The sequence below is a fragment of the Seongchinamella sediminis genome (assembly GCF_003457605.1).
Classification (GTDB): domain Bacteria; phylum Pseudomonadota; class Gammaproteobacteria; order Pseudomonadales; family Halieaceae; genus Halioglobus; species Halioglobus sediminis.
On sequence record NZ_QRAN01000009.1, the window covers coordinates 1 to 21752 of the forward strand.

The 21752-nt window shown below is 56.8% G+C and carries 24 protein-coding genes, 1 tRNA gene and 1 pseudogene; 3 read left to right on the forward strand and 23 right to left on the reverse strand.

The window, feature by feature from the left end; translation table 11 throughout:
- Positions 1-117 precede the first annotated feature (117 nt).
- The 20 genes from DWB85_RS09620 to DWB85_RS09715 form a co-directional block, all read right to left on the reverse strand.
- Positions 118-321, reverse strand: coding sequence for a hypothetical protein (locus DWB85_RS09620; protein ID WP_117954040.1), 204 nt, complete (start codon positions 319-321; stop codon positions 118-120).
- 162 nt (positions 322-483) lie between these two features.
- Positions 484-1074 (reverse strand): 3'-5' exonuclease, encoded by a 591-nt coding sequence (locus DWB85_RS09625; RefSeq protein WP_101517541.1) that lies wholly within the window; start codon positions 1072-1074, stop codon positions 484-486.
- A gap of 5 nt (positions 1075-1079) precedes the next feature.
- Positions 1080-1772 carry an RES family NAD+ phosphorylase gene (locus DWB85_RS09630; RefSeq protein ID WP_101517463.1) on the reverse strand — a complete coding sequence of 231 codons (693 nt, stop codon included), beginning with the start codon at positions 1770-1772 and terminating at the stop codon, positions 1080-1082.
- Positions 1769-2170 carry an MbcA/ParS/Xre antitoxin family protein gene (locus DWB85_RS09635; RefSeq protein ID WP_101517464.1) on the reverse strand — a complete coding sequence of 134 codons (402 nt, stop codon included), beginning with the start codon at positions 2168-2170 and terminating at the stop codon, positions 1769-1771. The genes DWB85_RS09630 and DWB85_RS09635 overlap by 4 nt, the downstream gene beginning before the upstream one ends.
- Before the next feature lie 72 nt (positions 2171-2242).
- On the reverse strand, positions 2243-2974 hold the full coding sequence (locus tag DWB85_RS09640; protein WP_101517465.1) for a TIGR03747 family integrating conjugative element membrane protein: 732 nt from the start codon (positions 2972-2974) through the stop codon (positions 2243-2245).
- A 2-nt stretch (positions 2975-2976) separates the two neighbouring features.
- Entirely contained in the window at positions 2977-5106 is a 2130-nt protein-coding gene (traD, locus tag DWB85_RS09645; RefSeq protein ID WP_205422706.1) for a type IV conjugative transfer system coupling protein TraD, read from the reverse strand.
- On the reverse strand, positions 5103-5690 hold the full coding sequence (locus DWB85_RS09650; protein ID WP_239017283.1) for a PFL_4695 family integrating conjugative element protein: 588 nt from the start codon (positions 5688-5690) through the stop codon (positions 5103-5105). The genes traD and DWB85_RS09650 overlap by 4 nt, the downstream gene beginning before the upstream one ends.
- Entirely contained in the window at positions 5677-6237 is a 561-nt protein-coding gene (locus DWB85_RS09655; RefSeq protein WP_101517466.1) for a transglycosylase SLT domain-containing protein, read from the reverse strand. The genes DWB85_RS09650 and DWB85_RS09655 overlap by 14 nt, the downstream gene beginning before the upstream one ends.
- 12 nt (positions 6238-6249) lie before the next feature.
- Complete coding sequence (locus DWB85_RS09660) at positions 6250-7062, reverse strand: TIGR03759 family integrating conjugative element protein (RefSeq protein WP_101517467.1); 813 nt, start codon at positions 7060-7062, stop codon at positions 6250-6252.
- On the reverse strand, positions 7052-7279 hold the full coding sequence (locus DWB85_RS09665) for a hypothetical protein (protein WP_101517468.1): 228 nt from the start codon (positions 7277-7279) through the stop codon (positions 7052-7054). The genes DWB85_RS09660 and DWB85_RS09665 overlap by 11 nt, the downstream gene beginning before the upstream one ends.
- Positions 7279-7773, reverse strand: coding sequence for a PFGI-1 class ICE element type IV pilus protein PilL2 (gene pilL2, locus DWB85_RS09670; RefSeq protein ID WP_117954041.1), 495 nt, complete (start codon positions 7771-7773; stop codon positions 7279-7281). The genes DWB85_RS09665 and pilL2 overlap by 1 nt, the downstream gene beginning before the upstream one ends.
- A 115-nt stretch (positions 7774-7888) precedes the next feature.
- Entirely contained in the window at positions 7889-8755 is an 867-nt protein-coding gene (locus DWB85_RS09675) for a phage integrase N-terminal domain-containing protein (protein WP_101517470.1), read from the reverse strand.
- Between the two features lie 836 nt (positions 8756-9591).
- Positions 9592-10017 carry a DUF6573 family protein gene (locus DWB85_RS09680; protein WP_117954042.1) on the reverse strand — a complete coding sequence of 142 codons (426 nt, stop codon included), beginning with the start codon at positions 10015-10017 and terminating at the stop codon, positions 9592-9594.
- 95 nt (positions 10018-10112) lie between these two features.
- Positions 10113-10628 carry a JAB domain-containing protein gene (locus DWB85_RS09685; RefSeq protein WP_117954043.1) on the reverse strand — a complete coding sequence of 172 codons (516 nt, stop codon included), beginning with the start codon at positions 10626-10628 and terminating at the stop codon, positions 10113-10115.
- Positions 10629-10733: 105 nt separating this feature from the next.
- Positions 10734-11159, reverse strand: coding sequence for a DUF3577 domain-containing protein (locus DWB85_RS09690; RefSeq protein ID WP_117954044.1), 426 nt, complete (start codon positions 11157-11159; stop codon positions 10734-10736).
- 189 nt (positions 11160-11348) lie between these two features.
- Positions 11349-12425: a ParM/StbA family protein gene (gene parM, locus DWB85_RS09695; protein ID WP_117954243.1), complete on the reverse strand. Its 1077-nt coding sequence runs from the start codon at positions 12423-12425 to the stop codon at positions 11349-11351.
- 433 nt (positions 12426-12858) lie between these two features.
- Positions 12859-13599, reverse strand: a complete 741-nt coding sequence (locus DWB85_RS09700) for a PFL_4669 family integrating conjugative element protein (protein ID WP_117954245.1) — start codon at positions 13597-13599, stop codon at positions 12859-12861.
- A gap of 185 nt (positions 13600-13784) precedes the next feature.
- Positions 13785-15041, reverse strand: coding sequence for an STY4528 family pathogenicity island replication protein (locus tag DWB85_RS09705; RefSeq protein ID WP_117954045.1), 1257 nt, complete (start codon positions 15039-15041; stop codon positions 13785-13787).
- The gene (locus DWB85_RS09710; protein ID WP_117954046.1) at positions 15031-15633 is read right to left on the reverse strand and encodes a DUF2857 domain-containing protein; all 603 of its coding nucleotides are present in this window, start codon (positions 15631-15633) and stop codon (positions 15031-15033) included. Before DWB85_RS09710 ends, DWB85_RS09705 begins: the two co-directional genes overlap by 11 nt.
- Positions 15620-17140, reverse strand: coding sequence for a ParB family protein (locus DWB85_RS09715; protein ID WP_117954047.1), 1521 nt, complete (start codon positions 17138-17140; stop codon positions 15620-15622). The genes DWB85_RS09710 and DWB85_RS09715 overlap by 14 nt, the downstream gene beginning before the upstream one ends.
- A gap of 369 nt (positions 17141-17509) precedes the next feature.
- On the opposite strand from DWB85_RS09715, the gene DWB85_RS09725 reads away from it, so the two are divergent.
- From DWB85_RS09725 to DWB85_RS19950, 3 genes and pseudogenes are all read left to right on the forward strand, one after another.
- Entirely contained in the window at positions 17510-18178 is a 669-nt protein-coding gene (locus DWB85_RS09725) for a S24 family peptidase (RefSeq protein WP_117954048.1), read from the forward strand.
- Positions 18179-18288: 110 nt separating this feature from the next.
- Positions 18289-18501 carry an excisionase family protein gene (gene xisR / locus DWB85_RS09730; RefSeq protein WP_117954247.1) on the forward strand — a complete coding sequence of 71 codons (213 nt, stop codon included), beginning with the start codon at positions 18289-18291 and terminating at the stop codon, positions 18499-18501.
- Positions 18473-19609, forward strand: a pseudogene (locus DWB85_RS19950) (Arm DNA-binding domain-containing protein); the annotation flags it as partial. The gene xisR and the pseudogene DWB85_RS19950, both read left to right, overlap by 29 nt.
- 199 nt (positions 19610-19808) lie before the next feature.
- Here the strand turns inward: DWB85_RS19950 and DWB85_RS09745 are convergent.
- The 3 genes from DWB85_RS09745 to DWB85_RS09755 all read right to left on the reverse strand — a co-directional run bounded on the left by DWB85_RS09745 (position 19809) and on the right by DWB85_RS09755 (position 21609).
- Positions 19809-19899: transfer RNA gene (locus DWB85_RS09745), tRNA-Ser, on the reverse strand.
- A gap of 97 nt (positions 19900-19996) precedes the next feature.
- Positions 19997-20191, reverse strand: coding sequence for a carbon storage regulator CsrA (gene csrA, locus DWB85_RS09750; protein ID WP_117954049.1), 195 nt, complete (start codon positions 20189-20191; stop codon positions 19997-19999).
- A 176-nt stretch (positions 20192-20367) separates the two neighbouring features.
- Positions 20368-21609, reverse strand: a complete 1242-nt coding sequence (locus DWB85_RS09755) for an aspartate kinase (RefSeq protein WP_117954050.1) — start codon at positions 21607-21609, stop codon at positions 20368-20370.
- Between the last annotated feature and the right edge of the window lie 143 nt (positions 21610-21752).

Here is a 21752-nt window from a genome sequence, read left to right on the forward strand (position 1 = left end):
GAACTCAGGCGCATACTGCTTCCGCGTCGTCTTTTTCGATCCTGTCTTGCTGGTCATGGTTCACCTCTGTAGCGTAGTTTACTCGCTTAGCAGGGTGTCCATCATCAGTGGGCAGGATCACTTTGAGGTATCTTCAAAATCGACGATCACATCATCCAGTGGTTCACCGAAATCGCGTTGCTGAACCGATACCTGAACAACAGTTCGATCATCGATGCCGGGTGCATAAGCCTCGGCTAGCAGTGCGGTCAGATAGAATGCAGCCGCGTCGCCCTCAAAGGTGAAGCCTTCGCCGCCAGCGAGTTCAGGTGATTGAGCCATTTCTATACTGAAAATTCTGTAGGTTGTCGGCTTCCGAGGTTTACCATGCTTGTATTCACTCCTGCATTTTCTAAAACGCGTTCATCAACAGCTAAAATCGAAAGACCGCATCTATTACTGGAAGCAATTGAACATTCCTAACTTTCAATTCAAGGTTAAGAACTAAATCGTGCTTTCATTGCGTCTTATAGCTTCTACAACTTGGCTCAACTGCCGGCTGTCAATCCTCGCTTCGTGTAACCCGCCCAAATTGTTTCTGAGATCTTCAACACCAAATGCTTTCGTCAGCGCATCTAACGACGGACCTCGGTGGCTGCATGGCAAATTCATTGCCTGCGCCCATGGGATGGCTGTTTTCTGACTGCAGAACACCCCTTGAATCTGCGGCATTACCATTCCGTATCGCTCAACGTGATCCTGGAGAATCGGCCAGTCGAAACTGGCGTTGTGGATGATGATGAGCTGATCCTTCAGGTAGCCGGCAATCCGTTGCCACTGCGAATCAAAGGACTCGAATGCGGCAGCCTGTTCGTTGGTGATCCCGTGTATAGATTGCGCTTCTTCTGAAATTCGTTTTTGCGGTTGTGTCTTGAATTCGATGGTTTCCGCGATTTCTCTATTCCTAACCACGGTGATGCCGAGCGTTACGATATCCGGCAAGCCGTTTTCATCAGGCAATCCCGTGGTCTCTGTATCGAGGACGATGTAATCGTCAGGGAGTTGGGTGAATATCCACAGCAGTTCTTTGTACATCGCCATCACCGTCTACCGTTGCCATCGAGGGATTCAACCTGGACGATCGATCCCTGGTCATAGTGGTACCGCAGGTAGCGCCAGTGGATGGCATCCGAAAGCACCCTGGGGCGCATGACGCCGTAGCAGTCACCCTCCGCCCTCACGCTCCGGAAGTGAACACCGTAACTGTTTGCATCACGCAAGTTGTAGCCGAGCTGCTGTGCCTCGCGATAATCATCGGGATCGTAAATCGCCTCACCGACCAGGTGTCGTATGTCGTGCAAGGTAGCCGGCCCCAGTTGTGCACGGATAACGCGCATTTCCTGGGTGGTCCTGTCGATTCGAGACTCTTTCAGGAATCGTGCGCGATGAAACGAGGACTCGGCCACAGCGATCGACTCGTCAGCGGCGCAGTAATAGATACCAAAGTCCCTGTTGAAGCGACCGCCACGACCATCAACAGGCGGGTGCGTAAACGCCGCCATGATCCAGGAGGCGCCATCACCATAGACACGATCTTCCGGAGGCACCAGACGAATATCACCCACTTCGTCGCGTAACCTGGGATTGGTCAGTGACTCTACGGCGTACAACACATCCCAATCCTGGGGATTGGAGACGCGCTCGAACAGGTGGATCTGTGGGTAGCGCGACAGGATGACCCGGTAAACCGGTTCATTGATCTCGCTGCTGGGTAGCGTAGCGATATCGATCACCAGCCACCCCGCTCCGCATCAAGGAAGTTCCTGACCACAGCCAGGTCCACGACCTGACCGGCAAGTATGCGATCCAGCGGTGCCGTGCCATTGAACAGCGGATTGTCATTAGGGGTAGCCAGCCACTGATCGGCCAGTGCCTGGTCGGGCAATAGAATCTGCAGAGATTTGTAGATCCCCAGGATATAGCTCGCCCGCTCCAGCAAGTCCCGGGTCAGCTTGGCCTTTTCGGGCTGGTTCTTCCAGTTGTAGAGGGTCTTCTCATTGCTGAGCCCCAACAGGGTCATCTGCTGAGCGCCAGTCAAGCGCCACTGGCTGAAAATAGCGAAAATCGCCGGCAGCAGTGAACAGGTGACACTGGAACCACGCTGCAGTAATTGTTCGGCTTGTGCGATCATGCTTAACTCCGTACTGTATTTTTACAGTGCTTTGATGCAGCCTAGCAAACTGTAATAGTACAGTCAAGTGTATCAGAGATACTTCTTGAAGGTGCTGGCCGTGATGGTGACGGCAAAGGCAAAGGCCAGAGCAAACGGCAGGATGATCCAGGACGGATGAAGACTGAATGGCAGTGCCAGGTAGAGTACCCAGGCCATGATGATCAGCGGAATGGCGGCTTTCTTGGCGTAGTGATAGACGAAAGAGCTCTCCCGGCCCCCGCCCCAGCGCCGCAAATCCCGCCGCACCAGACCATCCACCAGTGCCACCAGAGTGAAAAGCCCAAATACCGGGGTGGCCAGGGCCAGAATGGCCAGTCTCACAGCAAATACTTGGGTGATCTGCATCCCCGCCAACACATAGTCAGCCACAGGCCGATAAAGTTGGTGCAGCAGGGGGCGCACACCGGACTCTTCGGAGGAGGGAACCGGCGTGACCCACTGAATGAGATCAATAAGGCCGGTCCACTCGAAGGCGATGGTGTAGAAGCGTTCCGATAAATCACTGGCGAACTGCATGGGCTGCGCGGTCAACCAACTGCGATGAAAGTCTGCCCCAAGAAATTGCAGCTCATTCACCAGCATCTGTCGGCTATGCGCCACGCCCTGCTCCTCCCACCAAAATGCCATACCGATCCATTCGATCAGGATGGAAAAGACCAGGGAGAGGATCAGCCATTTGAGGCATTGGGCGAAACCCGTCAATACCAGGGAGATCGCTCCGGGACGGGCAACGGTTCGACGAGGATCGGTCGGTTCCGCCATGCTCAGTCTGAGACACTCGATTCTGCAGGCTCAACCGTCGCCTCAGAGACGCCGTGCCACCAGTGCTCAGTCACCCGATACCAGTGATCGTTGGTGATGTAGCTGCGCCGCATGGCCTCGGCCATTTCCTCAAAATTTCCTGGCATGGCGGCATCGGCGCGGTCATCCGGCAACGGAATACGAATTTTCCAGAGCTGCCCTCCTTCCAATAGCGCGAAAGCCTGCCCTTTGGGGAGCGTGACCATATCCGCCGCGGTCAGCATCGGCACTTCCGAGACGCTGATCCGGTCCTCATTGCGGGATTTGAAATCGACGCCGGAACCGGGATCCGAGGAATCATCGACACCGGAGACACTCATCAGGGTGAAAACCTCCACACGTGGCAACTGCTCAGTCAGCATCTCGGCGGTATCCAGCTCTTTCACCCGCAGCATCAGCATCGTATTAAAGTTACCCGCCACCTGCCCGGCTTTGGCGCGACTGCCGATCCGCGCCTCCACGTCCGACCAGGTCTGGGTATAGGCCGTGACCTGAAAACCGGCGCCACCGGCCTTGTTCAACAGTGGCACGAACTCGTCCCCGATCAGTTCGTTAAACTCGTCCGCGTGCAATGAGATGGTGGGCAGCGACTGTCGCGCGTTTTCCGGGAGTGAAGTATCGGACCCGGGCGCCATGACACCGTGCTTATAGATCGTGCCCGCGACGGATACCAGGTCCGCGAACATGGAGTTGCCCACTGCACTGGCGACCGTGGTGTCTGTGAGGGCGTCGAGCCCGACATACACAATTCCTTTGCGCCGGACCACCTCCATCCATTCGAAGATCGGCCTCGCATCCTGCTCGTCCTGGTAATCCGGCGAGATCAGCGCGGCGATGGTGCCGGTCGTCAGCTTTTCCATCAGCGGGCCGACGGAACTGACGATCTTGTCGAAATAGGTCTTGTCGTATTTGAACGCCGAAATCAGGCCATCCAGAACCGGGTCGTAAATGGCCCTCTCCTGCAATAACCGCATACAGGCGATGGCTTCCATCGACCGGCCACGCAATGCGTTGGGCAGGTTGCGCTCCTTGATGTCCGCGGCGCGCTCTTCCACCAGCGATGCCCAGGCGTCGATACCGGCCACCTCGGCGCAATGGCCGGCATACTCCACAAACAGGGGTTCGATGTCGTTGATGTAGCGGCGAATCTGTTGATAGTCCGGTCTACGCGTCAAGGCCACCAGGGCACGTGCAATGATATTGACGAATCGCCAGGCAAACTCCTTGAAGGCCGCCGAGTTCCCCTCGTTTGGTAACTGGTTGGCGATACGGGTGGCGACCTCGGTGATGCGCGAGAAGTTGCCAATGGCGTTATAGCGCGCCGACAGTTCGGGGAAGCCGAGATGGAACAGATAGAAGTCGTCCAGCCGGCCGGCGCGCTTGGCTTCGGCGTAGATCCGGCGCAACAGGTCGGCATCGCCCTTAGGGTCGAAGACGATGACGACATCACCCCGGCGAATGTCCTGGGTGATGAGCAGCTCGGCCAAGCGTGTCTTGCCGACGCGGGTGGTGCCGAGCACCAGCGTGTGCCCGACGCGTTCCCCGAGATCCATCCACACGGATTGCTCAAGGGGTTCAACGGCGTGCAGCGCCGGCTTGCCGCCGACCGCGGGTAGCGGCGCCAACGGATTCCAGCGGGAACGGCTGCACAAGCCTTTGGCCAGCACCGAGAGTATGGGGATCGACTCCCAGGCCACCTCCTTTTGTCTTGCCCACTGATAGAGCCTGCCCGGTTGCACGTAACGCCGCACCTCGGGCTTCAGCGTATCGCGCAGCCGCTGCGTATGTTGTTGTGTCCAGCGAAATCCTTTGCCCAAAAACAGCTTATGCCGACTGACGGGAATCTGCGCTGCCCGCAGGCGATACTCCGGCAGCCGCTTCATGTGATGTTGGTAGCGCAGTACGCGCCAGGCCTGACGGCCCCGCCACACGCCAAACCCGAAAAAGGTCAACCCGGTGGCCGCCGCGATACCCGGTGGCATCATCAGAGCCCAGGGTGCCAACCAGGCCAGAGTGCCCGCCGCAAATGCGGTGGCGGTGGACCACAACTCGACGGGAGGCCGCAACAATGCCTCCATCGGATGCGTGCTCATTGCCGGATACCGTCAGGGGTGATCAACACCGGGTAACGATCGATGGCCAGAGCTGCGGCCAGGTCACTCCCGGATCCCAGGGTGATGGATAAGCCTTGCGCCACCTCCGCTACCCGTCGCACATCTGTCTCGGTCTCGGCTTGTATCAGCATACCCACGGCGCCAAGATCTTCCAGGACGTCTCGGTGCGAGACCAGCCACCGCAACGACGTGGCATCCGATCCGATCAAAAAAAACGGCCGTGGATTGCCTTGTGCCAGCCGCGCCAGCACCTCGGGACGCAAGGCACTGCCAGCGATATCGCCGACAGTCAGACCGGGTGAGCGCACTGGCAACAGATTGCGAAGGTCTGCCGGACCATCACTGGACAAGGGATTGGACGAGGGATCGAGGGTGGAGCTTACGGTTGGCCCGGACGATGGCGAGTCATCCGCCAGGAGTGGCTCAAGCAATGGTGCCAGCGGCCGCGTTTGACCGTTGTCGTAAATGAGCGTCAACTCGGCGAATGCGTTGGCACTCACGCCGAGCAAGAGTGACAGTACCAGCCCAAAGATAAGCAACAGCGATCGATTACTGAGCATCATCGGGAACCTCCTCGGTCGCATCGAGCACTTGCGCCCAGCGCTCCTGTACACGGCGGCCATAGCGGTTTGCGCGGGCTGGATCATTGGGTGCGTGGTAACAACCGGCGCTCTCGATCCAGGTACGGTGTTCAATTAAGCAACCGCGCAACAGCGCGGCCGCCACCCGCATATTGTGGTAGGGATCGAGCGCCTGCCAGGATGAACCCAGGGATGACTGGTGATAGCGCCAGCTGACCTGCATCAGCCCGATATCCACGGACGCATCGGTTTCCGCCAATGCCGTCTGCAAGGCCTGCCACGCGCTCTGGCGAGATGGAAAATAGTGCCCCTTGCCGTCGATATTCAGCGCCCACGGCCAGGGGCGAAACTCTCCACGACTCAGTGAACTTTGACCGCTCTCAGTGAGGGCTACCGCATAGAGCAGCGCCGGCGGCAGACCGTATTCACGCGCGACCTGCTGATACCCGGCGGGGATCGGTTGCGACTGCGCCATCATCGGCCCACACAATAGGCCGACCGCACAGACGATGATCGAGCGGCTTGCCATGACCGGCGCTCGTCAAAACCGCGATACCGGCAAGGGTGCCAACTGACCCTCCCGGCGCAGTATCAGTACCGGCAAATCCTGACCCTGCTGGCCCGTGTGGCCAGTGACCTGGTCGAACGCGCCGGCATCGATGTTCAGCGTCATTCGGTGGTCGCTGACCCACTGCGGATCGATCTGCCTCGCTGCAGCCCAGTCGCGTATGCGGGACTCCTCACCGACCGACACATCGATCAGATACAAATCAATGCCGGCAAATTGTTTGATCTGACTGACCAGTCGCTCCAATACGGCGTCACAGCGCGGGCACTGCGTCTCGGTAAAGAACAGCACCCGGTCATCGGGCTGCCATGTCAGTTTTTCGGTTGCCGTTTGATTCGTTGCGGCTGAGGCCAGGGCACTGGCATCGATCAATAGTCCATTGGGGAACAGGCGCTGCTGGGCGTCGTCGTAAGCACGTTGGAACGCCAGGATCCGCTCGGCGTCGTCACGCATCATCACGGCCCACTGTTCGGCGTAGCGACGGCGCTCGTCGGCCGTGCGTGCATGAATACCCAAGACTTCCAAGGGTGACAGCGTGGCAGGACTTACGCTGCCGCGAACTCCCTGCATCAGGGATTCATAACGCAGCCACTCAGTTGGGTCCAACCCCCACTGTTCTGCGCGGGAAGTCCGGGATTCGATCTGTTGGGTCGTCGACTGCTCGACAGCCTGGAGCTCCGAAGTGTCCGAACCCGGCCCGGTGTCCGCGTTGACGGGCAATGTGATACACAGCCAAAATCCGAGAATCCCGATGCGCGAGGATCGCACTCTGCACTCAGCGGTCATGGTCGTTGACCTGCTGATCGACCGGTACGGTTAAATCGCGTTGAACGATGGTCTGATGCGTCGGGTCGCAAAGATGTACTGGGGATTGACCGGTGACACCCTGCTCAATCGTCAGCGTAGCCGTATGGACAGAACGCTGCTCTTGATCAGGTCGCTCGGACTCGACGCCGACCAGCAATGCAGTGACCAACACAATAATCAGAAAGAACCCTTCCATTAGTGTGCGCCTCCGGTCGATGCAGGGTGCGAGGCATCGGTACAACGCTCGAAGGCAATGAGGCGATGTACAGGATCCTGAACCGGGTGAAACGCCGGGCCTACCATCAGCCCGATCACCGTCTTGAGCGACATCGGCTCAAAAGCGCGATGCGCATTTGGCAACGGCAGATCGAGCATGTCGATGGCTTCCTCCGACAGAACGGCATGATCTGCCAGGCGATAACCGGAATCGCGCAACAACCAGTGCAAGGCATCACCGACAGTCTTGATGTCGTTCGGAATGGTGATCGACTTGGTGACCGACAGAAGGTCTTGCTGTCCGGCCGTTGGCGCGACAGCAATGACGGAATATCGGCCAATCTGGGCCTGAGCGCCTTTCACTGAATTCAGTTGCTGCGCGGCCCATGCGGAGTGACCCGTGATGGCCACTCCAGTGCAGCACAACCATATCGTTAAGCGTTGCGGGATTGCGGAATGCTTGGACGAAGACATGTTTGGCTCTCGATCATGATGATGGTCGTCATGATCACCAACCGATCCTCACCCGTGAACGATCAATCCGTTCCGTGGGTGTCGGGTTTTCTGTCAAACGGCTCTCTGCTAATGACTATCGACCTAAATACACAGCGCTGATCTGCTCGCGGGTATGGCCGAGTTCGCGACTGATGATGAGTCGTGCCTGGTGATCCAGCTTGCGTTGATCGGCGCTGAGACTGGCAGCGGTCGGCCCACCCGCGGCAGGACAGGCCCAGCCAGTCAATTGCTCAAAGCGTGACTGGGCGTAGGCATGGCGCAGTCCATGCAGCTTCGACAGCCCCGCTTGTGTGGTATGTCGCTCGTAGGCTCTCAACTGCTGGATATAGCTTTTCTGGGAAGGAATCAGGGATCCATTCCCGGCCAATCGGTGCGCACGATCCAGGACGGTTCGCTGGTCCTGACGGAGGATCGGCACGACGCGCGACTTGCCGCCCTTGGTCCAGGACGCCTTGAGCCGGATATGATCGCCCTGATCGGCGAAACCGGGCATGAATTTGATTGCCTCCTCTCTTCGCAAACCGAAGGAACGCTGCAGCTCCAGGCTCATACGCACGTAGTCATCCTGGATACTGGTCAGTGCCTGGCTATCGACCGCGACCGCCTTAGACTCGTTACTGACGAATTGCCGGTCGGGGATGCCGTAGAACTCGTTCGAGCGGGCAATGACATTGCGCCGATCCACTTTCGCTGCCCACCAGCGTAGGCAGTTCATGCGGTTCTTGATGGTACCGGCCGCCATGCCCTCACCGAGCCAGCGCTTTACCAGGGCATCCACATGCTTTGGCTTCAGGGATCGGGTGGTCATCCGCCGATACCCCATCTCCTGCAACTGATTCGCGATCTGGTTGAGCATACGCGCACGGTTGGCTTGCGTGCTGTAGCTGCCATCGCGGTTGCGTTTGCACAATTGTTTCAATTGGTAGTTCAGGTCTCTCATCGTGTACTTCCATATCTGGTAAGTGTTTATGACCAACCGCAGGCACGTAGCCTGACAGGGTCCGCCGAGGCGGAAGGGTCAAGGGACACTACTCCCCGTTCGACCTGATAAGCCTGGTCGCAGGCAACCTGGCTGCTCTTCTGTTGAAGATGGTGCCGGGTAAACCAAGGGCTCGAAGAGCCGTCGTTGATGGTGAGCGTTTCACCTCCTGTTTAATGGGCGGAACCATCGGTCCGCATGTTGAAAGAAACCGTCGATGTAACGGCGTGCTGAAAGTCGGCTGATTGCCAGCCGGATTTTTGGCGATAGCCAGGTTGAAGCGAGGACGACGTCCTGCAATTGAAGAAGCGTTGAAGATGAGCTGCAGCCGAGGCTGTGCGCCGTTGAAGCTCTGGCGACGCTGTTGTTGTTTCTGCCATTTTGGATGGCGAGGGCAACTTCCCCCATCCACGTTACCGCCGTGGCCGCGTATGAAGCTCTCTGCGATGCATGGCCGCCAGTATAGCCAGACTGAATTCGCGCTGAACGCATCAATTCGAGCGCAAGCCGTAGTTGTTCCGGGCTCCGCCGCCCTCGTCACTACCCCGCTTCGCTCAGCAGTGACGAGGGCTTCTTACGCATCAACGCCCACGCCAGGTCTTCAACCTGTCATGGCCGTCGAGCAGACAGAGTGGTTCGAGCCGTGGTTACAGTGGAACCATAGCCAAAACGAAGAGTAAGAAAGGCGCTGGCACTTAAAACGGGAAGCGCATTCAAGGAAACAGGCGAGAAGGTGCGGAGGAGGTGCCACTTTATCCCAAGTGGCCAGGGCAAGGAGCCGATTCTCGTCGGCGATATCAATCTTCATTGGGTAGCATGATCGTGACGACCGGTTCGCCGGCGTCGCCGGGGCCGACCATCAGTTTCAAGCTCACCTCCTGGGCTTCCGTGGATCGCCCGTCTTTCGGCACGCGATACAACGAGAATCGCAGCCGATCACCCGGCGTCGTCGCTGTTCGAATGGCGTAGAACGCCATGAACAGCACATCCCACAACCGGCCGGGCTCATCCTGGTAAACCTGAGAGTGGTTATCCCGCTCGGTCCAGGCGACACAGTCACACCACGCAGTGTGCGTGAGTGCGACTGGCCACTTGAATCCGGCTTCTTGTGCCATAGTGGTGACATCGATCAGCACACCGTCATCGATCGCCTGTGCACGGCTGTAGCTGGCGATCACAGGACCAAAGACGTCTTCCAACGATTGAGTTTCTGAATTGTTCATAAGGGTTCTCCCTGGAGAAATGAATAACAAAGCTCGGGGAGCACCTCCTACCCACTGGGGAAGAGGGACTCCCCAATGGGTTGAACAAACGGCTTTTAAAGCAATCCGCTCTCGGCAAACGATAGCGATTCACCGGAAGTCACGATGAAATGATCCAGCACACGTATGTCCACCAGTGCCAGAGCATCTTTCAACCGCTGGGTTATCGCCTTGTCAGCATGACTGGGTTCAGCGATGCCGCTCGGATGATTATGAAAAAACAGCACCGCAGCGGCGTTGAGCGTCAGCGCCTGCTGTACCACCACACGGGGGTACACCGATGCGCCGTCAATCGTGCCTTGAAACAGCTCGGCTGCCTCGATGACGTGATGCCGGTTATCCAGATACACGCAACCAAACACTTCCGCCTTCCGATCCGCCAACAACATCCGCAAATATTCACGGGTACGATTGGGGCTGGGCAGCTCGGTTCCTGGTCGATGCATCTCCCCCAATACTGCGAGGGCTAATTGCAACAGGGATTGCTTTTCAAAGTCCGTCAGCGATGCGATTTTCAGCGCCGCCAAACGGTTTTTACTACTTGCCTTTGCAGGCGATGATTTAGAAGCCATGACTGGTCTCCTTTGAAGGCGCGGGGAGACCAATCCCGCGAGGAATAGGTTCCCTCGCTGGGTTGGAAGATTGGCAGCATCGGTGGATGCTGCCAGGGTTTGCGGTTAGGCGACGGCGTTGCTGGTCGCTGACGTTCCCAGGAATGGCTTCCCGTCTACCTTGATCCATTGGAACCGCAGTAGACGGGACTTCAAGCCAACACCTGTCGTACCGGCACGCTCACCCTGTTTAAAAGTAAACGTTTGAGTCTGCAGATCACTAAGGTGAAATCCCACCAACACTTTCATGTCGGCTTCGACCGCAGGTATCAGCTGGCGCACCAGGTCCTTTGCTTCCTCGCCCGATACCACACAATCAAAGTGGGTATGCTGGACGTTGTCGGCTGGCCCTCGCAGTGCTGCGATTGTGACACTGAGAAAGGGAAATCCGTTCTCTGGCGTCACTTCGCGTACACGGTTGAGATAACCGATGCCGTGTATATCAAGATCGAAATACTTCGGTTTTTCAGACGTAGTTTGTCTACTGGTCATGACACATTCTCCTTGAACATTTTTGAATGCCGGAGAACGCGATTCCCTAGCGGGAAGTCGTTTCCCGGCAGGGTGAGTAAAGTCAGGGCAAGCCCAGACGTTGGATTGACGGCAAAACCGCGATGTCGCTTACACAATCCGATGACATCTTCTTTGCCACTGAGACCGCAGTGGCCACGTACAAAGTCGTTACGCCTCCCTCGGGGGGACATTGCAGACAAACTGCAGGTACTTGAGCATGCCACGTGCATTGGCAAAGGCGGCATGGTCGGCAATTGTCTGGTTAGGAAACCAGTTGGCAATATCGTCAGACAATGCCGCACTGCCACCCCCGACGAACAGCACCCGGTCCAGCTCCACCCCAAGCCCGAGCTTGCGGCGCGTTTCCGTGTAGAGCCTTTCCACCAACTCCCGTTTCGCCGCCTTCACCAGGTCAGAAACGTCGTGATCCTTCCCGTGAAGTCGTAATCTGTGCGTTTCAACGGCCCTGGCAATGCTTTGCTCACCCAGCTCATCGACATCAAATAGTTCCTGAACACCGTTCGCTACACGTACCTTGACGTTGAGCATACCGCGATTCAGAGAGCCCGACGATTCGTGGACAATGCCCTGATCCCGGACCACCACATAGTCAGTCGTCCGGCCACCGATATCGATAATGGCAATGGGCGCGTTCACGCGATCGGCATCAAGCGTTACGCCATCGTCGGACGTCACGATCACGAAGTCATACCAGGCAGCCAAAGCCTCCGGAATCACCTCGTGAAACGCGATACTGGTTTTGAGTGTTCGCTGCGCTGACGCGTGCGAAACGACAGGCTCTACCGTCAATTTCAAGCCGTCTCTCTTTGCCTCGATCGCCTTTCGCCGTTGCTGACCATCATTGCGGTAGAAAGCCGAGACCGGCAATCCGGTGACCACGTGCACAGAACGGCCCGAGAGGCCCGATTGTTGTAATGCATGTTGAACGATCACCCGGTTCAGTGCCGAACCCGGGTATTCATTGAATTGGGTTGGCTCCCCATCCACCGCGCCGACGGAATACACGCTGCCATCGGTTTCGTACTCAAAGATCTTTTGTTCTTTCTCCCGAATCCAGGTGACGCCCGCTGACCCCATCCGCGCCCGGGAAGGCACCGCGACAAGACGTCCGCTAGGTAGTGCTACTTTGGTGTACGCATAACCGTCATCCAAGCCTACCGGAACGACTTCCATGGGGTCGATCAGTTCATCGTCAGTATATTTTTCATCGGTTAGTTCGGTCATGGAGTACATCCTTGCTTCTGTCTTGAGAGTCTTTATTCGCCGATCACCCGTCTCAGATGGGCAAAGGGCTTACCGACAGGCTCTTTGGGCAGTGGATCGGGGTTTAGAACAGTGTTATCAAAGGCGTGGCCTTGTTTGGTTTCTTCGCTGGGCATATCCGCCGAATGGTGATGGTTCGTTTCGATTAGGTGACAACCCTCCATCACGGTGCGCGTACTCCACGCTCGCGAAGTTAAATTGGGGGCAGGCAAAATTTGCTCAGATTTGATGACCTGGCATTCACTACGAAATCCTATCGAAAGAAGTTGCCTCAACCACTCGTTTTGTCTGTCCCTGGGTAGACGCTGTAAACGATGTAACAGAATCGCTTCGAGGGGTATCCGCCGATCGAGGGATAGGCTGATCTGCTGGAGCGAGCTGGCGCCCATGGCGACTAAGCCCCATCTCCGGCCTGGCGGGCGCTGCCTTCGATTTGCCGATACACCAACGGGCGCAGGGCAGGTAGCCGCTCACCGCGCAGGATGTCGTCCGGCAGGTCACCCATCCGCTCTCTTGCCTTGATGGCCACGGGTGTTTGTTGTCGAACGTCCTGTCGGCAAATATCCAGGCAGTGATACCCCAGTGGCAAAGCAAAAATCCGGCGCACCCAGCGGCCACTACCCGCGACCTGCTCGACCAGATCCGTCGGCATCTCGATACCCAGATGACGCAAGGTCCTATCTGCACACATCAACTGGTCATACTCGCCCAGCAACTGCGCCGCACGAAAGGCGTACGGGTTGGCAAACTGCAACGATACCCGCTGGGGCCGGCTCGATTGCGCCACAACGAACTCCAGCGAGCTGCTGGGTGTGGCCATAAGCGCAGCCATCCTTTGCTGCAGGCCCCCAAGCTGAGCACGGATATCGGCAATACCCTCCTCCACTTTGAGTAGCCACCAGTCTGCGTAGGGGTCGTCGAAGCGAATGGCGTGCCATAGGAATTTCAGGCGATCGGCGAACCCGATCAGGCCGATGATAGCGGGCTTGCCATCGGCAGCCCGTCGACCGCGAATGAGGCCATGAGCCTGGTACGTCTGGATCGTCAACCAGACGTCACCCTGCAGTGCCCCCAGCTCTGACTCAGGTAGCCCGGAATCTGTGTTTTGGCGGTGCAGCTCGGCGCCTGAACTCATTGACATCGCTCCCATGCAAGCTCGTTTCTGTCGTGCTATGAATCCACGATTCGCAACACGAGACCATTGGATATCCATCCGACCACTGCGTGGCTTTCATGGGTGACGGATCAAGTGGTTCCAGTGGAAACACCAGAGCGGGCGTCGAACGCCATTATTACTGCCAGGGTGACGCGGCGAATGATTCAGGTGTCTTCGTTCAACGAAGCTCGCAACTTGGCCAGTTGCTCCCGGCCATAGGCCTGGGAGCGTTCTCGTTCCTCAGCAGTTCTGGCTTTTTGGGCTTCGTCCTCAGGTGGCGGCGCGTGATGTACACGCTCCTGCCTGGCTTCAACCACTTTGATGCCAAGATTAGGCACGAATTCGCCTTGTTGTGCGGCCTTACACAGGGAGTGTAAAAATCGTAGCTCGTCGTAGACCGGTTTCATCCCTTTTTGCTCGGACGCCAGTCGGCCCTGGAGTTCATCGAGCACCAGCTGACGATCATCAGGGTCGATCATCGCAAGATATCGATCCGCCAGGTGTTTCTGGTTCTCTGACAGTCGCGGTGGATAAATCAAAGTTTGGTCCGACGGCAGGGGGATGGGTTGATCGGAGTCTGAAAATCCTTTTCTCTCATTGTTGGTATTTGGTGTAGTGGTTGTTGTAGTTGTTTTTTTATAATCACTACTACAACGACTCCCGTAGTGTTCTCGTTCCTCCGCCTTTGAATTTTGGTGCTGGTCAGATTGCCCAGATATTCTGGTTTCTGACGGCTTATTCAGCTGATCGAGGCTGGCGGCATGAAATGTGAAATAGCGACCTTGCTGGTCGTGGTTTCCGCGGCTATCTGAGAGTTGCTGAGTGGCCTGCAATCGGCGTTCAATGGCTGACTCCTGCCGGCCGAGGTATTCTTCCTGTTGAATATCCCTATCCAGGCTCTCTAGCACCGCCTCGGCCACCCGTCGAACACGCGCATGGTGGTGCTCCTGGGATTGTGTGACGAAGGCCATGTAGGCCTCATCCAGGTACAGGGCATCCGCCAGCGGCAAAGGCTCATCATGGAGGCTGTAGACATTACCGGTGAAGCGACCACTCTTCTGACGCACTTTAGCGCACAAGGTCAACCAACGCGTAAGGCGCAGGATCGCTATGGCGCGGGAGACCGTCGATGTGGAAGAAACGTTGGTTTTTCTGGCAATGGTATCGTAATCGGGAAAGGCCGTTCGCCCACCGGTCTTCCGGGCATGTAGCATGATGACCATCCATACCAGCTTGTCGACCGGCTCCAGTACCGGATCCTGGATGACCAGGGCGGGCACCGCCTGATGCCAGTTACCCACAAACAACATGGCATCCGGCGACGATGAATCACTTTGTGTCCGAACTTTGGCAATGGTCGCCTGGATTAGTGCATCGAGCGCAACGGTTTCTGGACGCAATCCGTCCTCATCATGGGCCATTCTCGGCAACCCGCTCGGCAGGTATGTAGCCGACGCTTTCACCGTACGTTTCCCAACGCTGCACCAGCGCCCACAGCGATCGCAGCCCGATACCCGTTTGTCGCTGCAGGTCGAGATAGTCCGCAGCGGCCAAGGCGTTTTTGTCTTCCCCTGTCAGGCGTTCTTGCCAGGCATACCAGAGCCTGTGGGTATCCGCTTCGTCCAGCTCGGGCGGCCTACCCACCGCCGGCGCCAGCGTCAACAATCGGCGCCAGCGGGTGTATTCCCGCGAACTCAAACCGAACAGCTGTTGCATCATCTCCAATGGCGCGTCGGCAACCAGCAGTTCACGCTGCAGATCTTCGGATTCTCGCTGATGCTGAAGGTGTTCCAGCATCGGCCAGAAGACATCCCGATTAAGGCCGATCTGCAGGCAATGCACCCGCAGCGTGTCGACTCGATAGAGATCAGCCAGGCTCATTGCTTTCAGGGCATCCAGCTCTTTGGGGCCAAAATTCATCGTCCGTAGCGCCTGCTGGTCCCCCTCCGCCAGACATCGCATGGCATATAACAGAACGGCGGTAGTGAGATCCCCCTCTTTATTGGATGACATCGCCATCACCCTGGTCGGATACCCACAACTCGATGCCACGGTCGTAGGCAAGTCGTTTGATAGCACGGTAAGCATCCATTAGTTGCAGCAGATGCTGCCACTCCGGCGGGTTTAGCTGTTGCCAGAGCTGACTGCTCAGATGGCCGGGATCGGGTGTCCAGACGCTATTGAATAGCAATCCGGCATCATGGGATGCCAGTGCCTGGTGCAGCATGGAGGCCTCATCGAGATACCCCAGGACACTATCGACCGGTGCCATGGTCAATTCCGAACTCGCCGCCAACTGCCACCACAACGCAGATACCAGCGCCAGCATGTCCGCATCGAGCGTCTCCGTCAGATCCTGAGGTGGGACACCGATCAGCAAGAAGCCCAGACCCTGATCCGGGAGTTGAATCACGATCTCACGTAATCCATGGGCTGCCGCCAGCGCCGAGGCACAGTCCCACAACTGGTGGCGCAACGCGTCCACATCCTTGCGATGGCCAGATAGATTGGCCTTCGCAATTGAGTTCGCCACAGTCGTGGTATCCGCCTCTGCATCTCTATCATGGTTATTAGCCACCGGTGATGAACTGTCAGAAGGCATATCATCGGAAATCAGCTTATCTGTGCACTGCGCCTTGTCCGCTGAGTGTTCAGGCTCCAACCCACTATCCGGCCGTCCTTCCCCAACGCGGGCAGGGTTGTCGGTAAAGTCGAATGGCCGGCCTGCCAGGTGGGCCTCCATTTCCAGATGAATCACCTGACGATGCTGTTCGGACTCCACGGCAATCTCATTTTCCAATGCATCGCGCAACGGCTGAATATCCCACTCGGGGCCGTCATGACGGCGGCATAACTCAGCAAACACACTGTCGAAAACCGTATCGTCACCCAGTTGGTGCCGAGCCCAGATCGCCTGGGCTGCACGTTCCAGGGCGCGGATCTTTTCAACCTGAGGCCGCCCCAATCCAGCAGCTAGGGCTTTCGGCATCAATGGCCAGAGTATCTCAACGGCGTACCCCATCTTGGAAATCATGCTGTGACTAAGGCCAAATCCCCGCTCCCGGAATATTGCTTCCAGTTGACGCTGGGACAGGTTCTCGACCGCCAGTTCTTGTTCCAGGAGGGACTTCGCTTCAAATACCGCCAAGGCTTTGTCGATGAAGGGCAGACCCCCGCGAAGTTCGTTTTCACGCAGATGAGCAAACAATATGTTCGATTCTTGCGACCAGGGCTTGATGACGCAATCGATCCAGCGGAACCGGTCATCCCCTGTCTCTTCGAAGAGCTCCTGCAGTATCGTCAGCCGCGTATTGCCGCCACTGTGTAGCACGTAGTCCGAAAACCCCGGCTCCTGTGAAAGCACCAGTGGCTGGTCCAGACCTTCAGCCTGGATCGACGCCTTGATGCGGTCGTATTCCGGGTTCTGCTGGCGGCGGGGATTGCGAGAATAGTGATGGATGCGGGTGACATCCACGCGAGAGAGCTCATGGGTCGATGGCGACTTGTCATTCATCGTCATTGCCCACCTCAGCCTCTTCTACTTCGGAGTCACCGTCAACGCCGTAGAAAATCTCAGGGTGTTTGACCATGCTCGCCCGAGGCACGGGCTTCAGCCGTCCGTCAGAGTGGTCCGCCACGATTCGGGTATATCGCTCAATTTGCGTCGCCATCAGTGGGCTGGCATATCGGTGTTGGCCGGCAATCTGATACAAGTAGGAAACCGAGTCGTTGCACGCTACCGCAACTTCTGCCCGCTCCCTTTTGGTTGCCATCCTTAGAAAATACTTTAGCTCCATGCAAACTAACATTAGCACTGTGCATATTGGCCCACAAGATTTTATGCTAATTAAACGTTTATCATTGTGCTAAATTTTGCTAAACTACATATATGACAAGAAAGCATATTCCGATACGGCTCAAGAATCTTGAGATCCTCATTCGTGAAGCTGGTTCGGCGGCGAGCTTGGCCCGTGCTGCGGGCACCAATAGCTCCTACCTCAGCCAGGTTCGAAATCAGCTGCCTACCAAGAAAGGAACACCGCGAGGCATCGGGGATGATCTGGCCGCCAAGCTAGAGACAGCCATGAACAAGCCCCATGGTTGGATGGACGAAGATCACGAAAATGAAGAGAGCATCGCCCTGGAGCGCGATGACCCCAGTCGCGGCAATCACCATCCGTTAATCGCGTGGGACCAGGTCGGAAAAAGGCACGAAATATCTGAGGATAAACCGCCACCTTACAATACCCAGCTCCTCATCTGCCCGGTCAAATGTAGTGAGGAGACATTCGTACTGCGCGTGCGCGGCGCCAGCATGGAGCCGAAGTTCCGAGAGGGAGAATTGATTTTTGTCGACCCTCAGGCAGGAGCCGATCACGGGAACTATGTCGTCGTTCGTTTTGAAGCATCCAATGAGGTGTCGTTCAAGCAATTGATCGTGGAGGAAGGCAAGCAGTATCTCAAAACGCTCAACCCTGATTGGCCTAATCGCATTGTTGAGGTGACCGCAGATACCGTCTTGTGCGGTGTCATCATCTTCAAGGGAGAGGCGCTTTAAATTCGTTTAGCACAGCGGTAAGAACTTTGCGGGTAGGATCGCTTGTTTCAATGATTAGCTCAATGCTAATCTTTTCGCGAATTCCAATCTTACGAGCCTGTGTGAACGCAATGACCGACCCTCTTCAATACAATGTGCCGCTACCCAAATGGATACGCGGCAAAAAGCTAACAGAGCTCACCGGTTTTCGCCTGGATGCACAGAAGCACAAACGCGTACAAGGCGTTTGGTTAGAAGGCGTTCACTGGGTGAAAGCGCCGGATGGCAACATCATGTACAACTGGCGAGCAATTGATGAATGGACGGAAAGTGGTTACCACTGACAAATCGACCAGCACATCGTCAGCAAAGTCAACTGAGGCGGAATTACCTGAAGGCGTACAAGTACACGGAGCCACGATCCGTATCGATTTTCGGTATCGAGGGGTGCGATGCCGGGAGACCCTGAAAAACTTGCGGGTCACCAACGCCAACATCAAATTCGCTGAAAAAAAACGTGCAGCGATTCTATTTGAAATTGGTCGCGGTACCTTTGACTATGCCAGCCACTTCCCCGACTCCAACCGCTGCAGCCAGTTCGGCAGCAATCCCCACCGTGACCGCACCGTTGACCAGGCCCTGGACCTCTGGCTGTCGGTCAAGAAAATCCGGACCGCACAATCAACCTATGTCAACTACAAATCCAAAGTTGAAAATCATATTCGTCCTCGCTGGGGATCGCACAAACTCGCTTCAATCACGAAGACAGAAATAGAGAAGTGGATTGCACTGGACCTCATCGCGCTCTCCAATAAAACCATCAACGAAATCATGATTATTCTGCGCGGCATATTCAAAGATGCAAAAGCTGATAACGTTCGCTACGACTCTCCCCTTGATGCGATCGACAACCTGCCGCTGGGTGATCGGGAAGATCCCGACCCCTTCACCCTGGCAGAAATCGAAACTATCTTGTCCACTCCAACAAAACGCGTGCAGGAAATCCACATGATGGGGTTTGCGTTCTGGTCGGGATTGAGAATCTCGGAGCTGATCGCGTTGGCCTGGGAAGATATCGACCTCAAGCGTGGGACGGTCAAAGTCTGTCGTGCCAGGGTGAACGGTACCTACAAGCAGACCAAAACCAAACGCTCCACGCGGGAGGTGGAACTGATCACGCCTGCAATCGAATGGCTGAAAGTACAACGCCCGCTCACGGAGGGATTGGCGCCGCGTCAACTGAAGGTCAAGTCACGCGACAACAAGAAAAGTTTTTCCGAGAAGGTTCGACCCGTCTTTTTAAACAGTAATACAAAGCGGCCACACGAATCCGACGGGACGGTACGAAATAACTTTTGGCGTGCCCACCTAAAAAAAGCCAAGGTGCGCTATCGTGGGCCGAACAATGCGCGTCACACCTTCATCAGCCAATTGCTGACCGCCGGCATTCCAAAGGAGTGGATTATTCGCCAGGTTGGGCACACAAGCACCCGCATGATCGATGAACACTACGGCAAGTGGATATCGGAAGATGCCGCCGGCATGGCGGCATTCGTATCGGAAAAACTAGGGGTTTCTGAAGGTTTGGTCCCAAAATGGTCCCATACCGAGCAGGGAAGAGATCTTATTCCAATGAAATCAACCCGTTATATGGCGGAGAGCGAGGGATTCGAACCCTCGATAGGGTATAAGCCTATACACCCTTAGCAGGGGTGCGCCTTCAGCCACTCGGCCAGCTCTCCGGAAGGTTTTAAGCCGTGTCAAAACAGCGTCCGACACAGGCGCGGCATGATACCACAATCAGACGTAAATCAAAGCCAAGGGACGACTTCGGGGCGATTAATCTTCCCCGGTGGGGGGCGGTTGCTTATCGTCGTCCTGGATGCGCTCGTATATTTCTTCCCGGTGTACCGCCACATCCCGGGGGGCGTTTACTCCGATGCGTACCTGGTTGCCTTTGACGCCGAGCACGGTCACGGTAATGTCGTCCCCTATCATCAGTGACTCGCCTACTCTGCGGGTAAGTATCAGCATATTATTTTCTCCTGTCTCCTGACTGCCGCGGGCTTGTGCCTCTGGTGGCAGTTCGCAATCCCGGCGCGGTCCGGGTCCCTGCGACTTGGTCGAGCTTTTTAAGTGTAGTTTCTGCCAGCGTGTTTACCAGAATACAAAACGCGCCTTTATAAGCCGTTACCTCCTGATCGCAACAGTTAGGCAGCATTCTCGTCCTGGGGTTCCGCCTCCAGACCAAAGGAGGAGTGCAGCGATCGCACCGCCAGTTCCAGGAACTTCTCTTCAATGATGACCGAGATCTTGATCTCCGAAGTGGTGATCATCTGGATATTGATACCGACTTCGGCCAGGGCGGCAAACATCTGGCTCGCCACGCCGGCGTGGGAACGCATGCCCACGCCCACGACCGACACCTTGGCAATCCTGCTGTCGGCGCGCACCTCGGCGGCACCGATTTCGCCGGCCACTTTTTTCAGCACCTCCTCCGCCCGGGGCAGATCATTGCGGCCCACGGTGAAGGTAAAATCGGTGGAGTTGTCGTCGGCGACGTTCTGCACAATCACGTCGACCTCTATGTTGGCGTCACCGATGGGGCCCAGTATGTGATGCGCCACCCCCGGCATATCCGGAACACCCAGGATGGTGAGTTTGGCCTCGTCGCGGTTGAAGGCGATGCCGGCGATGGTTGGGGTTTCCATGGCTGTGTCTTCCTCAATTGTAATCAGGGTTCCAGGGCCTTCCTGAAAGCTGTGCAGCACCCGCAGCGGCACGTTGTACTTGCCGGCGAACTCCACCGCGCGGATCTGCAGCACCTTGGAGCCCATGCTGGCCATTTCCAGCATTTCCTCGAAGGTGATCTTGTCCAGCCGGCGGGCGCCGTCCACCACCCGCGGGTCGGTGGTGTATACGCCGTCCACGTCGGTATAGATCTGGCACTCATCGGCCTTCAGTGCCGCCGCCAGGGCCACAGCGGTGGTATCGGAACCACCGCGGCCCAGGGTGGTGATGTTGCCGTGCTCGTCCACGCCCTGGAAGCCGGCCACCACAATCACATAACCCTGGTCCAGGTCGGCGTGCAGGCGGGCGTCGTCGATTTCCCTGATCCGGGCCTTGGTGTGGGCGTCGTCGGTAAGAATTCTTACCTGGCTGCCGTTGTAGCTCTTGGCTTTTACCCCGCGCTTGTCCAGGGCCATGGACAGCAGGGCCGTGGTCACCTGCTCACCGGTGGATACCAGCACGTCCATTTCGCGCGGCACCGGACGTTCCTGGATCTCATGGGCCAGGCCGATCAGGCGGTTGGTCTCGCCGCTCATGGCCGACACCACCACCACCACGGAATGCCCGTCGGCGCGGAACGAGGCTACCTTGTCGGCCACCTGCTCGATACGCTCGATGCTGCCGACGGAGGTACCGCCGAATTTCTGTACGATTAAGCTCATCGGGGTTCGCAATAACTCACTGTCCAGAGAGCCGGGACGGGCGGATTACCCTGTGCTCCCGGGGAAAAAAGGGGCGCTATTAAACACCAGTTTGGGCGAAATTTAAACTGCGGAACCGCTGCAGGATTCCGCATCGGGCCGGG

Excerpts from the sequence above, each read along its gene's own strand:
- DWB85_RS09620 (WP_117954040.1), bottom strand. The coding sequence starts at position 321 with ATGGCTCAATCACCTGAACTCGCTGGCGGCGAAGGCTTCACCTTTGAG.
- DWB85_RS09625 (WP_101517541.1), bottom strand. The coding sequence starts at position 1,074 with ATGTACAAAGAACTGCTGTGGATATTCACCCAACTCCCTGACGATTAC.
- DWB85_RS09635 (WP_101517464.1), bottom strand. The coding sequence starts at position 2,170 with ATGATCGCACAAGCCGAACAATTACTGCAGCGTGGTTCCAGTGTCACC.
- DWB85_RS09640 (WP_101517465.1), bottom strand. The coding sequence starts at position 2,974 with ATGGCGGAACCGACCGATCCTCGTCGAACCGTTGCCCGTCCCGGAGCG.
- traD (WP_205422706.1), bottom strand. The coding sequence starts at position 5,106 with ATGAGCACGCATCCGATGGAGGCATTGTTGCGGCCTCCCGTCGAGTTG.
- DWB85_RS09650 (WP_239017283.1), bottom strand. The coding sequence starts at position 5,690 with ATGATGCTCAGTAATCGATCGCTGTTGCTTATCTTTGGGCTGGTACTG.
- DWB85_RS09655 (WP_101517466.1), bottom strand. The coding sequence starts at position 6,237 with ATGGCAAGCCGCTCGATCATCGTCTGTGCGGTCGGCCTATTGTGTGGG.
- DWB85_RS09660 (WP_101517467.1), bottom strand. The coding sequence starts at position 7,062 with ATGACCGCTGAGTGCAGAGTGCGATCCTCGCGCATCGGGATTCTCGGA.
- DWB85_RS09665 (WP_101517468.1), bottom strand. The coding sequence starts at position 7,279 with ATGGAAGGGTTCTTTCTGATTATTGTGTTGGTCACTGCATTGCTGGTC.
- pilL2 (WP_117954041.1), bottom strand. The coding sequence starts at position 7,773 with ATGTCTTCGTCCAAGCATTCCGCAATCCCGCAACGCTTAACGATATGG.
- DWB85_RS09675 (WP_101517470.1), bottom strand. The coding sequence starts at position 8,755 with ATGAGAGACCTGAACTACCAATTGAAACAATTGTGCAAACGCAACCGC.
- DWB85_RS09680 (WP_117954042.1), bottom strand. The coding sequence starts at position 10,017 with ATGAACAATTCAGAAACTCAATCGTTGGAAGACGTCTTTGGTCCTGTG.
- DWB85_RS09685 (WP_117954043.1), bottom strand. The coding sequence starts at position 10,628 with ATGGCTTCTAAATCATCGCCTGCAAAGGCAAGTAGTAAAAACCGTTTG.
- DWB85_RS09690 (WP_117954044.1), bottom strand. The coding sequence starts at position 11,159 with ATGACCAGTAGACAAACTACGTCTGAAAAACCGAAGTATTTCGATCTT.
- parM (WP_117954243.1), bottom strand. The coding sequence starts at position 12,425 with ATGACCGAACTAACCGATGAAAAATATACTGACGATGAACTGATCGAC.
- DWB85_RS09700 (WP_117954245.1), bottom strand. The coding sequence starts at position 13,599 with ATGAGTTCAGGCGCCGAGCTGCACCGCCAAAACACAGATTCCGGGCTA.
- DWB85_RS09705 (WP_117954045.1), bottom strand. The coding sequence starts at position 15,041 with ATGGCCCATGATGAGGACGGATTGCGTCCAGAAACCGTTGCGCTCGAT.
- DWB85_RS09710 (WP_117954046.1), bottom strand. The coding sequence starts at position 15,633 with ATGTCATCCAATAAAGAGGGGGATCTCACTACCGCCGTTCTGTTATAT.
- DWB85_RS09715 (WP_117954047.1), bottom strand. The coding sequence starts at position 17,140 with ATGACGATGAATGACAAGTCGCCATCGACCCATGAGCTCTCTCGCGTG.
- DWB85_RS09725 (WP_117954048.1), top strand. The coding sequence starts at position 17,510 with ATGACAAGAAAGCATATTCCGATACGGCTCAAGAATCTTGAGATCCTC.
- xisR (WP_117954247.1), top strand. The coding sequence starts at position 18,289 with ATGACCGACCCTCTTCAATACAATGTGCCGCTACCCAAATGGATACGC.
- csrA (WP_117954049.1), bottom strand. The coding sequence starts at position 20,191 with ATGCTGATACTTACCCGCAGAGTAGGCGAGTCACTGATGATAGGGGAC.
- DWB85_RS09755 (WP_117954050.1), bottom strand. The coding sequence starts at position 21,609 with ATGAGCTTAATCGTACAGAAATTCGGCGGTACCTCCGTCGGCAGCATC.